We start from the raw sequence: 16,237 nt of genomic DNA on the forward strand, positions 1-16,237 counted from the left end.
CGCGCGATCCGAATCGGAACGTAGGACATCCCATGGCACAGCCTTCTTCCCCGACGATCGACACCGCATCCCACCTCCCCGACGGCGCTTTCGGGCTTTCGGCGGCACAGCGTGGTATCTGGTTCGCCCAGCACATCGCGGGCGATGTCCCCTTTTCCATCGCGCAGTACGTAGAACTGCGTGGCCCGATCGATATCGGCCTGCTCGAAGACGCCTTCCGCCGCGCCGGTCGCGAATTCGGCACCGGCTATCTGCGGCTGGTCGAGGTGGACGGACACCCCTTCCAGTACGTCGACCTCACCTTGCAGGATCGACTGCGCGTCATCGATCTGCGCGACGAACCCGACCCGGAGGCGGCCGCCCTGAACTGGATGCGCGCCGAGTACACCGCTCCGCTGGACCTGTCGACCGATCGCCTGGTGTGTGTGGTGATGCTGCGGGTCGGCGCGGACCGGTGGTTCTGGTACACGCGTATCCATCACATCGTGCTGGACGGGATGGGCGCTCATGTGATGATGCAGCGCACGAGCGAGCTCTACAACGCGGCGGTGGCGGGGCGGGAGCCGCCACCGACCCGGGCCGATGCGCTGCCGAAGATCGTCGAGGACGATATCGCCTATCGCGGTTCGCGCCGCTTCGCCTCCGATCGCGAATACTGGCGGGAGCATCTGCGCGGGATGCCCGATCCGGTGAGTCCGGCCGGCCGCGCCTCCACCGGGTACGCCCATCCGAACCTGGTGTCGGGCGCGCTGCCGGAGGAGACCGCGGCATTGCTCGGCTCGGTCGCGGAGGCGGCGTCCTCCGGTGTCGCGCCGACGATGGTGGCCGCGTTCGGGGCGTATCTGTCCGCGATGACCGGCGCGCCCGAGGTGTCGTTGAGTCTGCCGGTGTCGGCGCGCACCACCGCGAGCCTGCGCCGCTCCGGCGGGATGATCGCCAATGTGGTTCCGTTGCGGCTGCGGTTGTCGCCGTCCACCACCGTGGGCGAGCTGATCCGGGCCGCGCAGGGCGAACTGACCGGCGCGCTGCGTCGGCAGCGTTACCGGCAGGAGGATATAGTCCGCGATCTCGGGCTGCCGATGGACGAGACGGTGTCGTTCGGGCCGTCGGTGAATCTGATGATGGTGGACACTCGGATCCGGTTCGGTTCCGCCACCGGGCGGCTGCGCGTATTGACCTCCGGGCTCATCGATGACCTGTTCGTCAACCTGTATCCGGGCGGGGACGGCGAGGCCACCCGGATCGATTTCCAGGGTCATCCGGAGTTGTACAGCGATGATGAACTGGCCGCTCAGCACCGTCGCTTCCTGCGCTTTCTACACCGGTTCCTGGAGGCGGGCCCGAAGGGGCGTCTGTCGGCGGTATCGGTGTTGTCCGAGGGCGAGTGGGCGCAGCTGGTGCCGGTTTCCGGTCCCGCGGCGGCCGAGGTGCGGACGCTGCCGGAGCTGCTCGCCGCCGGCGTAGCGCGCGACCCGAACGCGACGGCACTGGTGAGCGGCTCGACCACCCTGAGCTATCGACAGGTCGACGAGTACACGAACCGGCTGGCCCGGGCGCTGATCGCCGAGGGCGCGGGACCGGAGCACGGGATTGCGATCGCGATTCCCCGCTCGCTCGAATCGGTGTTGGCGACCATCGCGGTGGCCAAGACGGGGGCGGCCTTCGTGCCGATCGACCCGAACTATCCGGCCGATCGCATCGACCACATGGTTTCCGACAGCGGTGTGGTCGCGGGGGTGGCCGTGGCGGCGACCCGGGAGGTGCTACCGGCCACGGTGCGTCCGTTGATCCTGGACGACCCCGCCACCGAACAGGCCGTGGCCCGAGCGGAGACCGCCGCGATCGATGACACCGAGCGCCGAACCGCGCTGCGTCCGGACCATCCCGCCTATGTCATCTACACCTCGGGGTCGACCGGGCTCCCCAAGGGGGTGCCGGTAACGCATCGTGGACTGGCGAATCTGGTCTCGAGCATCGCGGCGGCCGCGGCGGTCGACGCGGACGCTGTGGTGGCGCATACGACGTCGCCGAGTTTCGACGTCTCGGTCGAGGAGCTGCTGCTCGCCCTGTCCACCGGGGCCACCCTGGTGGTGGTTCCCCCGGAGGCGTATGCGGGTGAGGAGCTGGCGCAGGTTTTGCGCACACATCGGGTCACCCATCTGGACATCACCCCGGCGGTCGCGGGATCGCTGGAACCGGAAATGGTGCCGCAATTGCGCACGGTTGCCGTGGGCGGTGACGCTTTCCCGGCGGAACTGCTCGAGCGCTGGGCCGACCGCAGACTGATCAACGCCTACGGTCCGACCGAGACCACGGTGACGGCCACCACCACCGACCCTCTCCCCGCCGACGCGGAGATCTCCATCGGCGGCCTGGTTCGGGGGGCGACGGCCGTGGTGCTCGACCCGTGGCTGCGGCCGGTGCCGGTGGGCACCACCGGTGAGCTGTATCTGGGCGGCCCGGGGGTGGCCCGCGGCTATCACCGCCGTACCGGTCTCACCGCCGCGCGTTTCGTCGCCGACCCCTATCACCCCGGCGCCCGGATGTATCGGACCGGGGACCTGGTGCGCTGGTGTCGGCGCGGCGACCGGCTGGAACTGGAGTATCGGGGCCGCGGCGATTTCCAGGTGAAGATGCGGGGTTTCCGGATCGAACTCGGCGAGATCGACGCGGTGTTGCAGCGGCAACCCGCCGTGAAATTCTCGATCACGGTCGGTGCCACGACCACCGCGGGCGCCACCGCGCTGGTGTCGTATGTTCTGCCCGAACCGGGAACCGGTATCGAGCCGGAGGAGTTACGCGCCGCGGCCGGTGCGGCACTACCCGCCTATATGGTGCCCACGGCGATCATGGTGCTGGAGCGGATTCCGCTCACCCCGATGGGGAAGGTGGACCGAACGGCGCTGCCCGCACCGGATTTCGGCGCCCGCACCCCGACGGGACGCGTGGCGTCGACCCCTCGCGAGAAGACCTTGGCCGCATTGTTCGCCGAGGTGCTCGGATTGGATTCGGTGGGCGCCGACGAGAGTTTCTTCGCGCTCGGCGGCGACAGTATCCTCTCGATCCAACTGGTGTCCCGGGCGAAGACAGCCGGTCTGGTGTTCGGCGCCCGGGATGTGTTCGAGCGCAAAACCGTGGCCGCGCTGGCGGCAGTGGCGCATGAGGCCCTTGTCTCCGGAGTCACGGAGTTGCCCGGAGGCGGGGTCGGCGAGATCGAACTCACCCCGAGCATGCGGGCCGTGCTCGACCGAGGCGATATCTGGCGGCGGTTCGCCCACGCCGCCCTGATCGGGCTGCCCGTCGGAACGGACCGGCCGCGCCTCACGGCCGGGGTGCGACGCCTGATCGATCATCACGATCTGCTGCGGTCATCGCTGCGGCACACCGCGCACGGACCGAAATGTGTTGTCGCCGAGACCGGTTCGATCGATGTCGATGCCCTGGTGGAGGTGGTGGTCGCGGGATCGGATACCGAAGCCGCCTGCGAATACGCGCTGCGGCGCGCCACCGATCCACTCGACCCAGAGGCCGGCGCCGTAGCGCGATTCGTGTTGATCGAACGGCCCGATGCCGAGCCGCTGTGCTGGGTGGCCCTGCACCACCTGGTCGCCGACGACACCTCCCGGCGGATTCTGCTGTCCGACCTGGCGACCGCGGTGCGCGCCCCCGAAACCGAGGTCCTCGCCCCGGTCGGCACCTCGTTCCGCCGCTGGGCCGCGGCCCGGGTCGAGCACGCGCGCGAACGGATCGGCGAACTTCCGCTCTGGCAACGGATCCTGACAACCCCCGACCGGCCGTACGGTTCGGCCACTCTGGATCCCGCGGCCGACACCGTGGCCACCATGCGGCGGCAGCGCATCGTCATCGAGCCGGATCTCGCCGATGCCGTCCTCACCACCTTGCCCGAGCTCTTCCACTGCGCCGCCGAGGACGTCCTGCTCACCGCATCGGCCCTGGCCGTGGCCCGCCGGCACGGCCGCGACCGGATACTGTTCGCCCTGGACGGTCCCGGCCGCTCCGACGCCGTGCTGCCGGGCGCCGATATCACCCGAACCGTGGGCCGATTCACCACAGAGCACCCGGTGGCCCTCGACCTGGGCGATATCGATATCGATGCCGCGTTCGCGGGCGGCGCCGCAACGGGCGATGCCGTCGAGACCGTCAAGGAGCAGCTGCGGGAGCTACCGGACGCGGGCATCGGCTACGGCATGCTCCGTTACCTGTGCGCCGAGACCGCCGAAGCGCTCGCGAACACCCCCACCCCCCAACTGGGTTTCCACTATTCGGATCGGACCACGGTCGGCGAACCGTGGCCGCCGCACCGCGTCGAAACCGTTCGAGACGGCCGGGCACCGCTGACCGCCGTGATCGATATCGACGCCGTGCGCACCGACATGGGCCTGGAGGTCACCTGGGGTTACGCCTCCCGCCTGCTCGATGCCGGCGATATCGACACACTGGCCGGGCTGTGGGTCGAGGCGGTGCGCGCCCTCGCCGCGTACGCGCGCACCCCGGACGCCGGTGGACACACCCCATCGGATTTCCCGCTGGTTCCGGTGACCCGGCAGCAGATCGCCGACTGGGAACGGGAATACCCGGGTCTGGTGGATGTGTGGCCGCTGTCGCCATTGCAATACGGTCTGCTCTTCCACGCCTTGTACGACCCGGACACCGCCGACGGCTATACGGTGCAGTCGCTGCTCACCCTCGCGGGCTCCGTCGACCCGGACCGGCTGCGGGCCGCCGTCCAGGCGGTGGTCGACCGCCACGACAACCTGCGTGTCGCCTTCGTCGAAACCGAGGACGGCCCGCGCCAACTCGTCCTCGACGCCGCCGAGGTCACCTGGCGTTATATGGATCTCACCGAGATCACCGACCCGGGAGAGCGCCGACGTGAACTCGACCGGATCACCGCCGTCGACGCGCGCACCCGTTTCGAACTCACCCGTCCGCCGCTGCTGCGCTGCACCCTCGTCCGCACCGAACCGGACACCTACACCTTCGTCCTCACCAATCACCACATCGTCCTGGACGGCTGGTCGTCCCCGCTGCTGGTCCACGAACTGCTGACGCTGTATGCCGCCGCGCGGGAGGGCCTCGATCCGTTCGTCCTGCCGCCGCCCCGCTCCTACCGGGATTTCCTGGCCTGGCTGGACACCCGCGACACCGCCGAATCCCTGGCGGTGTGGACCGAATCGCTGGCCGGTGTCGACACCCCCACCCGCGCCCTGCCCACCCTGGTCGGGATCGAATCCACCGAAACCGGAATGATTTCCACCGAGCTCTCGCACGCCACCGCCGCGCGGTTGGAAGCCGCGGCCCGGGAGGCCGGGGCCACCGTCAATACCCTGGTGCAGGCGAGCTGGGCCATGGTGTTGGCCACGCTGACCGGTCGCACCGATGTGGTGTTCGGCGCGACGGTATCCGGCCGCCCGCCGGAACTTCCGGGGGTCGAGGAGATGATCGGCCTGTTCATCAACACCCTGCCGGTGCGGGTACGGCTGAATCCGCGAGAGCGGGTGCGTGAACTCCTGGCGCGGATCCAGAGCGAGCGGGCACGGGTGTTGGACCATCAGCACATCGGGCTGGCCGCCATCCACGAGGCCGTCGGGCTCGCCGAATTGTTCGACACCCTGACCGTCGTCGAGTCGTATCCCATCGACCGGGCCGCCCTGTCGGAGGCGCTCGATATCGCGGGTATGCGGGTACTCGACGTCACCGGTACCGATGCCACCCCGTATCCGTTGAATCTCATGGTGATACCGCTGCGGGGCCTCGAGGGTCGCGACACCCTGCGGATCACGGTGAAATACCTGGTCGATCATCTCGACGAGACGGCCGCCGGCACCCTACTGGACCGTTTCGTGCGAATCCTGACCCGGCTCGTCGAGAACCCGGACATGCCGGTGGCCCGCCTGCACCCCTGCGACGACGCCGAACGGACCGCATTGCTGCCGGTGCGCGGCGCGCCGTCGGTTCCGCCGCGTTCCCTGCCCGATATCCTCACCGCCGGCGCCCGCCGGGGTGGTGACGCCGTGGCGGTCACCTCCGGTGGACTCACCATGAGCTATGCCGATCTCGACGCCTGGTCCAACCGTTTCGCTCGAATGTTGTTGCGTCGCGGGATCACGCGCGAGACGTTCGTGATGGTGGCGCTGACCCGGTCGCTGGAATCGGTGGTCGCGGTGTGGGCGCTGGCAAAAACGGGGGCGGCGTTCATCCCGTTGGATCCGAAACACCCGGTGGAGCGGATCGAGCATATGCTCGCCGATTCGAAGGCGCCCATCGGCGTCACCGTCACCGCCATCGGCGAAACCCTGCCCGGCACCATCGACTGGCTGTTGCTCGACGATCTCAACACCATTCGCCGGGTGATGACCGTCTCCGATGCGCCGATCACCGACACCGAACGCGGGGGTCCGATCGAACTGGATCGGGCTGCGTACCTCATCTACACCTCCGGCTCCACCGGTAAACCCAAGGCGGTGTTGATCGCGCACCGCGGGGTGGCGAATCTGGTGCACTGGCAACGGGAAACCCTGGGCCTGGACCCGACGACCCGGGCACTGCAGGTGGCCTCACCGAGTTTCGACGCCTCGGTATTCGAGCTGCTCACCGCGCATGGCACGGGTGGCACGCTGGTCGTGGCGCCACCGGACGTCTACGGCGGCGCCGAGCTGGAACAATTGTTGCGCACCGAGGAAGTGACGCATGCGGTGATCACCCCGTCGGCGCTGGCCACCATGGATCCCGTCGGTCTGGACCGGCTGCGGGTGTTGGCGGTGGCGGGCGAGGCGGTTTCCCCGGAGCTGGTCGCGCAGTGGTCACCGGGGCGGCGGATGGTGAACCTGTACGGCCCCACCGAATTCAGCATCTGGGCGACCGGGCCGGCCGAACTCGTCGCGAACGAGCCGGTCACCATCGGCGGACCCGTGCGCGGCGCCGAGGTCATGGTGCTCGACGGCTGGCTGCGGCCGGTGCCGGTAGGGGTGCCCGGTGAGCTGTATCTGGCCGGACCCGCGCTCGCCCGCGGCTATTTCAATCGTTATGCCCTGACGGCCTCGCGTTTCGTGGCCGACCCGTACGGCGCGCCCGGTACACGGATGTACCGCACCGGTGATATGGCGCGGTGGACCACCGGCCGCGACGGCGCATTCGAACTGGAGTATTTGGGGCGCAGCGATTTCCAGGTCAAGATCCGCGGTCTGCGGATCGAACTCGGCGAGATCGATGCGGTGCTGTCCCGGGACGAGCAGATCGAATACGCGGTGACCATCGGCCGGTCCGGCCCGGGCGGGGAAACCGTGCTGGTGTCCTATGTGCTGCCGCTCGCGGGAGCGGATGTGGACATCGACCGGTTGCGTCAGCGGGTCGCCTCCGAACTGCCGGGGTACATGGTGCCGGCTCATATCGTGGTCCTGGACTCCCTCCCACTCACGCCGGTGGGGAAACTGGACCGTGCCGCCCTGCCGGTACCGAATTTCACCGACACCCGCCGTCCCTATCTCGCTCCGCGCACACCGGTGGAGGAGACCGTCGCCACCGTGTTCGCAGAGGTGTTGGGTATCGAACGGGTGGGTGTCGACGAGCAGTTCTTCGAAATCGGCGGCAACTCCCTGAGCGCGACCAAGGTGATCGCCCGGGTGAACGCGGCCCTGGGTTCCACCGTCGCGCTCCGCGATCTGTTCGACGCTCCCACGGTCGCGCAGCTGTCGTCGCGGATCCGTCCCGCCGCCGGCGCACCCGGCCGTTTCGCCCCGGCCGCCCGGGTGCGCCCGGATCGGATTCCGCTCTCCTGCGCCCAGCAACGCATCTGGGTGCTCAACCGGATGGACCCGAGCGCCGCCGCCTACAACATCGTGATCCCGCTGCGGCTCACCGGCGCGCTCGATACCTCCGCCCTGTCCCTGGCCCTGGCCGATGTGGTGGAGCGGCACGAAACCCTGCGAACCGTCTATCCCGCCGACGATCGGGGCCCACGCCAGGTGGTGATCGACACCGAAACCGCCACCCCGCGGATCGATGTGGTCGACACCGAGGAGGGCGCCCCACTTCGCGCGCGGATCAACGCCCTGGCCGGCACCGGTTTCGATATCACCGTCGAACCGCCGCTGCGGGTCGGTGTGTTCCGTCTCGGCACCCCCGCCCGTCCGGCCCCGGGCCCGGTGGACGCGGTATCATCCGACATGAGTGCCACCGGCGACGGTGGGACGACCACCGGGGCCCTCGAACGTCCCGCCGGGTGGAGCGCCGAGATATCACCACCGGTATCGGAGACCGCCGACGTCCCGGTGCACGTCGTGGTTCTGGTGGTTCATCACATCAGCGCCGACGGGGCATCCATGGCGCCGCTGGCCACCGACCTGTTCGCCGCGTATTCGGCCCGGGTATCCGGTGTCGCGGCCGAGCAGCGCCCACTTGCCGTGCAGTACGCCGATTTCACGCTCTGGCAGCACGAAACCCTCGGCGACGAATCCGATCCCGACTCCCTGGCGGCCCGGCAACTCCGGTTCTGGACCGAGACCCTGGCCGACGCGCCGCAGGCGCTGGAACTGCCCGCCGACCGTCCGCGACCGGCGGTGCAGTCCCTGCGCAGCGCCGATATCGGTTTCACCCTGGACGCCGAACGGCACCGCGCCCTGACGGATTTCGCGGCGGCGCACGGCATCAGCCTGTTCATGCTCGTACACGCCGCATTGGCGGCCCTGCTGGCCCGGATGAGCGGCGCGGGTGACGTGGTGATCGGCACCGCGGTCGCCGGACGTGGGGAACAGGCGCTGGACCCGTTGGTCGGCATGTTCGTCAATACCCTGGCCCTGCGCACCCGGGTGGATCTCGACACCGAATTCGCCGACTTCGCCGCCTCGGTGCGGACAACGGACCTGGATGCGTTCTCCCATGCCGATATTCCGTTCGAACGACTGGTCCAGGTGCTCGGTCCGGGCAGGTCGACGGCCCATCACCCGGTGTTCCAGGTTTCGCTGAGTCTGCAGAACTTCGTCGCCCCGGTGCTCGACCTGCCGGGGCTGCGGATCGATATCGCCGATTACGACCGCACGTCCTCCCCCTACGATCTGATGCTGGACCTGAGCGAACATACCGACTCCACCGGCCCGGCCGGGATCGACGGCGTACTCACCTACGCCACCGACCTGTTCGACGAGGCGACGGCGCTGTCGCTGGTCGACCGGTGGCGCCGCCTGATCGACGCCGTCTGCGCGAACCCTCGGCTGCGCATCGCCGAGATAGATCTGCTCGACGAGCACGAACGCGCCACACTCGTTCCGGCGCGCGGCCCCGAAAGCTCCCCGCCGACCACCCTCACCCGACTGTTCGCCACCACCGCCACCCACTACCCGGACCGCCCGGCGCTGATCGTCGACGGGGAAACCACGACCTACCGTGAACTCGACCGGCACGCGGCGGCGGTGGCCCGGCTGTTGCGGCGGGCGGGCATCGGACCGGAATCGGTGGTGGCACTCGGTCTGCCACGGTCCGCCGAACTGCTCACAGGTCTGTGGGCGACGGCGCGGATCGGGGCGGCCTTCCTCCCGGTGGATCCGAAATATCCGGTGGAACGCGTCGACCATATGCTCACCGACTCCGGCGCCGCGATCGGTCTCACCGTCTCCGCCTACCGGCCGCAGCTGCCGGACGGTATCGAATGGATCGCGCTCGACGAGGTACGCGCCCACCCGGAGGCCGGGCGCGTACCCGGAGACGACCAACCGCCCGTCCCGCCTCACCCCGACCACCCGGCATGGCTCATCTACACCTCCGGTTCGACCGGAACCCCCAAGGGTGTCTCGGTCGGGCATCGCGGTATCGCAGATCTGGTGGCGGCACAGCGGGAGCTGCTCCGGCTGGATGAACACTGCCGGGTCCTGCAGGTGGCCTCACCGAGTTTCGACGCCGCGGTCTTCGAGGCGATCATGGCCTTCGGCTGCGGCGCCGCCCTCGTGGTCGCGCCACCGGAGGTGTTCGGCGGCGACGCGCTCGCCGACCTCGTCTCCACCGAGCGGGTGACCCATATGGTCATCACCCCGTCGGCGCTGTCCACCCTGGACCCGGCCGCGGTGAGCGGTGTTCCGGTATTGGCGGTGGCGGGGGAGGCGGTGAGCGCCGAGCTGGTGGCGCGGTGGGCCGAAAACCGCACCATGGTCAACCTGTACGGCCCCACCGAATCCACCATCTGGGCGACGGCTTCGGCGCCGTTGGCGGTCGGCGAACCGGTGTCCATCGGCGCCCCGATCCGGGGGGCGTCCGTGCTGGTGCTCGACGACCGGCTGCGTCCGGTGCCCGTCGGGATGCCCGGTGAGCTGTATCTCGCGGGCCCCGCCCTGGCCCGCGGCTATCACGGGCGACCGGATCTCACCGCCGCCCGTTTCCTCGCCAATCCGTTCGGCACGGCGGGGGAACGGATGTACCGCACCGGGGATCGGGTGCGGTGGGCGCGCGACGACTCCGGTTTCGTGCTGCGCTATCTGGGACGCACCGATTTCCAGGTCAAGGTGCGCGGCCGGCGGATCGAACTCGGTGAAATCGACGCGGCGCTCGGCCGTATCGAGGGTGTGGAGGCGGCGGTGACCCTGGGTGTCGCCGGCCCCACCGGGGCGACCGCACTGGCCGCCTATCTGGTGCCCACCCCCGGCACCACCCTCGATATCGTCCGGGTTCGGACCGCCGCCGCGGAGATCCTGCCCGACAATATGGTGCCGTCCGCGTTCACGGTCCTCGACGAACTGCCCCGCAACGCCGTGGGCAAGCTCGACCGCGCTGCTCTTCCCGCGCCGGAATTCCTTTCCGATCGCGCGCGCTACCGGGCCCCGGCGACTCCGACCGAACAGGCGCTGGCCACCCTCATCGGCGAACTCCTCGGCGGCGACCGGGTGGGCGCCGAGGATTCGTTCTTCGCGCTGGGCGGCGACAGTATCCTGGCCATCCAACTGGTGTCGCGGGCCCGGCAGCGGGGCATCCACTGCACACCGCTACAGGTGTTCGAGCACCGCACAGTGGCCGCCATCGCCGCCGCGGCCGATACCACCGACCCTGCGCCGACCCTCGACGAACTACCCGGCGGCGGTATCGGCGAATTCCCGCTTCCCCCGATCGGGCACTACATGCTCGACCGCGGCGGCGACCACCGCCGATTCGCGCAGAGCGCCGTCCTGGAACTGCCGATCGGTATCGACCACGAGCGGCTCGTCGCGACCCTGTCGGCCGTCGTCGACCGACACGATATGCTCCGCGCCCGGTTGCTCGTCGACGACGAACCCCGGCTGCTGGTGCGAGAACCCGGCGCGGTCGATGTGGCGTCGCTGGTGCACCGCACCGCGTTCACCGCCGTCGACCACACCGAACTGCGCGAATACGCGGCCGGGGAACTGGACGCCGCCCTGAACCGGCTCGACCCGGTCGAAGGGACCGTCACCCAGTTCATCTGGCTCGATCCGGTCGGCGACGCCGGAACCCACCCTCGGCCCGGTCTGCTCATCGTGGTCGCCCATCACCTGGTGATCGACAGTGTTTCCTGGCGCATCCTGATCCCGGACCTGATCGCCGCCTGGGCGCAGGTATCGGCCGGCGCCGAACCCGTGCTCGCCGAAACCGGCACCTCGATGCGGCGCTGGGCGCATGCCCTCGTCGAGGAGGCGCACAACGAACGTCGGGTCGCCGAACTCGACTACTGGAGCGGTATCGTCACCGGCCCCGACCCGATGATCGGTTCCCGCGAACTCGACCCCGCCGTGGACCGCGCCGACACCCTGCGCCTGGTCGAACGCGAAATATCCGGTGAGATCACCGAGTCGCTGCTCACCATACTGCCCCGACTCACCGGCGGCGGAGTGGACGATGTCCTGCTCACTGCGCTGGTCCTGGCCCTGGCGCGGTGGCGTTCCGAGACCGCCGAATCCGGTGCGCTGATCCGGCTCGAAGGGCACGGCCGGCAGGAGGACGTGATTCCCGGCGCCGACCTGTCCCGCACCATCGGCTGGTTCACCAGCATCTACCCGGTGCGATTCGACCTCACCGGTATTGATACCGACGAGGCGCTCGCCGGCGGCCCGGCATTGGGGCAGACCCTGCACGCGGTGCGCCGACAGCTGCGCGCGGTACCCGACAAGGGCATCGGTTTCGGACTGTTGCGCTACCTGAACCCGGATACCGCTCGGCAGCTGCCGAACCGGCTGCCCGGACGGATCGGCTTCAACTATCTCGGCCGTTTCTCCACCGGCGATATCCCCGCCGGCCTGGAAGGACTCGGCTGGCTGCCGACCGAGGAACTCGGTGAGCTGCGGGCCGACGAATCCCCCGATGTGCCGCTGCAAACCGCCATCGACGTGAACGCGGTGGTCATCGGCGACCGGTTGCGGGCGAGTTTCGGCTATCCCGCCGGTCTACTCGACCACGAGGCGGTCGCCGCGCTGGCCGATCTGTGGTCGGTCGCGCTCGCGGCCGCGGCGCGGTTCGCCGAGACCCCGGCGGCGCGGACGGCCTTCCCGGACGAGCCACCGGCCGTCCCGGAACCGGCCGACCGCGCGGCGACCGGTCCGACCCTCCCGTCGAGCGGGCTCGGGATGGATATCGTCCTCCCCATCCGGTCCGGCGGCACCGCCCCCGCCCTGTTCTGTATCCACCCGTCCTCCGGTATGGCCTGGCCCTTCCTCGGCCTCGCGGACGCACTGCGTCCCGGCCGCCCGATCTACGGTCTGCAGGCCCCCGGGCTGAGCGGACAGCAGAATCCGGCCTCGATCCAGGGATTCGCCACCCGATACGTGCAACAGATCCGCGCCCTCCAACCGACCGGGCCCTACCATTTGCTCGGCTGGTCGTTCGGCGGGCTCATCGCCCATGCCACCGCCGCCGAGCTGAAACGTTCCGGCGCCGAGGTGGGTGTGGTCGCCCTCATGGACGCCGATACCGCCGATATCGATGGCGACAGCCTCGAACCGCTCACCCCGGCGACATTCGTCAACACCTTCGGCGCGATGTTCGGTGTCCATGCCATCCCGCCGGAGGCCACCGCACACGAGACCGCGGAACTGATCCGGAAACAGTTCGGTGGAGTGCCCCTGTTCGACGCCGAAACCCTCGAACGGATGGTGACCTCGTACAACGAGTCCGCACGAACTCGGACCGGCTATCGGCGTCCGGTGTACGACGGCGATATCGTGTACTTCCACGCCACCGTGGACAGCGGGCCCATCTTCGGGCCCTTCGGCTGGCGACCGTATGTCACCGGTTTGATCCACAACCACGAGATCGACGTCACCCACAACGAACTGGCCGCACCCGATGTCCTGCCGATCATCGCGCGGGTCCTCGACGAATACCTGGGAGACGAAGTATGAATTCGGAAAACGGCGTCATCGTCACCGGTATCGAGAAATCGTTCGGCTCCGTCCGGGCGCTGCGGGGGGTGGATTTCACGGCGGAGCCGGGCGAGGTCCTCGGTATCCTCGGGCCGAACGGCGCGGGCAAGACCACCGTCGTGAACATTCTGTCCACCCTCATCCCTCCCGACGCCGGCCGCGCGATCGTCGCCGGACACGATGTGGTCGCCGATCCCGCTGCGGTGCGCCGCTCCATCATGCTCACCGGCCAGTACGCCGCACTCGACGATGTGCTCACCGGCTACGCGAATGTGGTGATGTTCGGCCGGCTGATGGGCCTGAGCAAACGTGCCGCCCGCGCCCGCGCCGACGAACTGATCGCCGAATTCGATCTGGGGCCCGCCGCGCACCGTCCGGTCGGAACCTATTCGGGCGGTATGCGCCGCCGGATCGATATCGCGTGCGGGCTCGTGGTCCGTCCGGAGGTGGTGTTCCTCGACGAACCCACCACCGGCCTAGACCCGCGCAGCCGACAGGGGGTGTGGGATCTGGTGAACGGTTTCAAGAAAGCCGGTATCACCACCCTGCTGACCACCCAGTACCTGGAGGAGGCGGATGTGCTCAGCGACCGCGTCATAGTCATCGACCACGGCACGGTGATCGCCCAGGGCACCACCGACGAGCTCAAATCGCGGATCGGCGGCGACTATTGCGAGATGGTGCCGCGCACCCTCACCGATCTGCCCGCCATCGCCGCCGCCCTGGGCCCACTGCTCCCGGACGAATACCGGACGACGCTGGGCCCGGACTCCGACCGGATCACCATCCCCGCCCCGGACGGCGCCACCACCCTCGCCGAGGCATTGCGACGTCTCGACAGCGCCGGGGTGGAGCTGATCGATATCGCCTTGCGCAAACCCTCGCTCGACGATGTCTTCCTCCGCCTCACCGGCCATACGACGACCAGCGCCGACACGGGGGGTTCCGCGTCGGACACCGACCTGGCCGAACATTCGGCCACGCACCTGCCCACCCGGCGGACGGTGGCGCGATGACCGCGGCGATCTGGTTGGCGCAGACCCGGGCCGCTCCGGCCCGGGCCCGGCAGTGGTGGGTTCTCACCATCCGGTTGATCGCACCGTCGATACGTTCCGGCGAGGTGTTGACCTCGATCCTGGCGCCTGCCGCCTTCACCGCCAGTTTCTACATCCCGCTGAAAACCATCATGACCTTCTCCGGCACCGGTTACAGCAGCTACGCGCAGTTCATGATGCCACTGGTGATCCTGCAGGCGGGGGCGTTCACAGGGATATCGGCCGCCTTCCGGGCCGCCACCGACGCGGTCGCCGGCATCAACCGCCGCTTCGGCGCCATGCCGCTCGGACCGCTCGTCCCCACCGCGGCACGTATGTCGGGAAATGTCTTCCGCCTGCTGATCGCTCTGAGCACCGCCCTGGTCTGCGGATACGTCATCGGTTTCCGCTTCTACCTCGATATCTGGCACACCCTGGGGTTCCTGCTGTTCGCCCTGCTCATCGGGATTTCGTTCACCCTGGGCGCGGATGTGCTCGGCACCGCGACCCGTAATCCGGAGGGCACCACCCAGGCGCTGGTGCTGCCACCGTTGATCTTCGGCATGCTCTCGACGGGACTGGCCCCGGTCCACCAGTTCCCGTCGTGGGTGCAACCGTTCGTCCGCAACCAACCGGTGTCCCAGCTCGCCGAAGGGCTGCGCGCCCTGGCCGGGGACGCCGCCCCCCACACCGGGCACGTCACCTGGTCGCTGATGTTCCCGCCGCTGGCCTGGGTGTTGGGAGCGATCGCCGTGTACATCCCGATATCGCTGCGTCTCGGTTCGAGGAGGATCTGATGCCGCCCACCGCCATCACGGCCGAGCCGGCGACGGCGCTACGCACCGTTTCGGAGCACTCGATATCCGCGTTCGTGACGCACACCCTGATCCAGACCCAACGCCTGCTGTATCGCTGGTCCCGCAGCCCGGGCACCGTGTTGGAGGCGTTGATCATCCCGTGCCTGCTGCTGTTCATCCTCAACACCGTGATCGGCAACCAGATCAGCCGGTTCACCGGCGAGGACGCTCTGTTCGGTTCGGTGCCGATGGTCGCCCTGGTCGGGGCGCTCGCCGGGGCGGTGGCGAACGGGGTGTTACTCGGCCGGGAACGCGATGCGGGGCTGCTCGCCCGGTTCTGGGTGTTGCCGGTGCATCGCGCCTCCGGTCTCACCGCCCGTATTCTCGCCGAGGGCTGCCGAATTCTGGTGGGCACACTCGTCGTGGTGGCGGTCGGTTTCCTGCTCGGTTTCCGGTTCGAACGCGGTGTTCTCGCCACCCTCGCCTTCCTGGGCATTCCCCTACTGTTCGGCCTGGCCTTCGCCACCCTCGTCACCGCCGTCGCCGTCTACACCGCCAAGTCCGCCCTGGTGGAGGGCATCACCCTGTTGACCTCGCTGATGATGTTCTTCAGCACCGGGTTCGTCCCTCTCGCCGCCTACCCGAACTGGATCCGCCCGGTGGTCGGCAACCAACCCCTGTCGGTGGCGATCGAGGCCATGCGCTCCCTGGCCGCCGACGGCCCGCTGGCCCGGCCGCTCACCCTCACCCTGCTCTGGGCACTCGGGGCCATCGCCGTGTTCGCCGTCCCCGCCGCCATCGGCTACCGCCGCGCGAGCCGCCGCTGACCTCGGCGCCTGCCCATGGCCTCGTTCGGCTGCGCGATGCGCGGCGGAAACACCGTGCCGCCCGACTCGACCCCTGGCAACAATCGGCCCCGGCAGCAAGAGGAGATGCGCTATCGAGGAGATGCGCTATCAAGGAAGCACTTGTCCACTCGGTGGTCCGAACCACCACGTAGCGTAGAAGTCCCGCATGTCACCTGTTCCCCTGA

The 16,237-nt window shown here is 69.0% G+C and carries 4 protein-coding genes; all 4 read left to right on the forward strand.

The annotated features are described in order from the left end of the window. Positions 1–32: 32 nt before the first annotated feature. Genes ON32_RS14980 through ON32_RS14995 form a run of 4 tightly spaced genes read left to right on the forward strand, consistent with a single transcriptional unit; the run spans position 33 to position 16,031 of the window. Positions 33–13,352 carry a non-ribosomal peptide synthetase gene (locus tag ON32_RS14980; protein WP_040791513.1) on the forward strand — a complete coding sequence of 4,440 codons (13,320 nt, stop codon included), beginning with the start codon at positions 33–35 and terminating at the stop codon, positions 13,350–13,352. Further along, on the forward strand, positions 13,349–14,389 hold the full coding sequence (locus tag ON32_RS14985; RefSeq protein ID WP_083874532.1) for an ATP-binding cassette domain-containing protein: 1,041 nt from the start codon (positions 13,349–13,351) through the stop codon (positions 14,387–14,389). The genes ON32_RS14980 and ON32_RS14985 overlap by 4 nt, the downstream gene beginning before the upstream one ends. Beyond that, complete coding sequence (locus tag ON32_RS14990) at positions 14,386–15,204, forward strand: ABC transporter permease (RefSeq protein WP_040791514.1); 819 nt, start codon at positions 14,386–14,388, stop codon at positions 15,202–15,204. The genes ON32_RS14985 and ON32_RS14990 overlap by 4 nt, the downstream gene beginning before the upstream one ends. Next, complete coding sequence (locus tag ON32_RS14995; RefSeq protein ID WP_040791515.1) at positions 15,204–16,031, forward strand: ABC transporter permease; 828 nt, start codon at positions 15,204–15,206, stop codon at positions 16,029–16,031. Before ON32_RS14990 ends, ON32_RS14995 begins: the two co-directional genes overlap by 1 nt. Positions 16,032–16,237: the final 206 nt, after the last annotated feature.

The sequence above is a fragment of the Nocardia paucivorans NBRC 100373 genome (genome assembly GCF_000308675.1).
Lineage (GTDB): Bacteria > Actinomycetota > Actinomycetes > Mycobacteriales > Mycobacteriaceae > Nocardia > Nocardia paucivorans.